The following is a 1195-nucleotide window of genomic DNA, read 5'->3' as shown; positions in this document are numbered from 1 at the left end:
CCTCGGGTTAGATTTTCTGCTGCTTCTCGAACTCGACGGGTGACATCATTCCGTTTCTGACGTGCTTGCGTTTCGGGTTGTAGAACATCTCGATGTAATCGAACACATCCTGGCGCGCTTCATCGCGTGAACGGTAGACCCTGCGACGTATCCGCTCTCGCTTTAGAAGATTGAAGAAGCTCTCGGCCACGGCATTGTCATGGCAGTTGCCGCGTCGACTCATCGAGTGAACCAGATTGTGGTGCCTGAGAAACGAGGCCCAGTCCATGCTGGTGAACCGCGACCCCTGATCCGAATGGATCACCACCTTATCCTTCGGTTTACGTCGCCACACCGCCATGAGCAGAGCCTGCAATACGACGTCCGTGGTCTGTCGGCTCTGCAGTGCCCAGCCGATGACCCGGCGCGAATAGAGGTCGATGACGACCGCAAGGTAAGCGAAGCCCTCGCAGGTTCGGATGTAGGTGATGTCCGTGACCCAAGCCTTGTCCGGAGCCGCCACGTCGAATTGCCGGTCGAGCGTATTGTCGATAGCGACGGCAGGCCTGCCGCCATAGACGCCGGGACGGCGCTTGTAGCCAATCTGCGCCTTGATCCCCGCGAGACGGGTCAGACGCGCGATCCGGTTCGGGCAGCACATCTCTCCCTGATCGAGAAGGTCGTCGTGCAGCTTGCGATAACCGTAGACCTTGCCGCTCTCTTCCCATGCCTTGAGGAGCAGATCGGTCTGTCGCTTGTCCTCGCTGGCTCGCCTGCTCAGCGGGCTCTTCAGCCAGGCGTAAAATCCACTGGGATGAACCCGCAAAAGGCGGCACATCGTCCGCACGGAAAACTGCAAGCGATGCAGGGCAATGAACGCTCAACTATCACTTTGCATCCCTGGCGAAATACGCGGCCGCTTTTTTTAGGATGTCTCGCTCCTCGGTGACGCGAGCCAGTTCCTTCTTCAGCCGCCTGATCTCCTCGGCCTCGTCGTTGCCCTTGGCGTTCGACGCGGCAAACTTCTTCTTCCATTCGTAGAGTGAATGCTGGCTGACGCCGAGGCGCTGCGAAACCTCCGCAACCGGATAGCCTCGCTCCGTGATCTGACGCACAGCGTCGCGCTTAAAATCTTCGCTGAAATTCGATTTGCTCATGATGCTCTTCCTGCCTCAAAATTAGGAAAGAAGGCGTCTACAAATCTCGGGGCTATTCA

At 57.7% G+C, this 1195-nt stretch carries 1 pseudogene; it reads right to left on the bottom strand.

Annotated features, from left to right (window positions below):
- Positions 1-7 precede the first annotated feature (7 nt).
- A pseudogene (locus tag ACEXP3_RS24660) lies at positions 8-1136 on the bottom strand (IS3 family transposase).
- Positions 1137-1195: the final 59 nt, after the last annotated feature.

The organism is Neorhizobium fuzhouense (assembly GCF_042611105.1).
Taxonomy (GTDB): Bacteria; Pseudomonadota; Alphaproteobacteria; order Rhizobiales; family Rhizobiaceae; genus Neorhizobium; species Neorhizobium galegae_A.
Note: the sequence above shows the minus strand (reverse complement) of the source record. Positions and strands in the feature narration are given on the sequence as shown.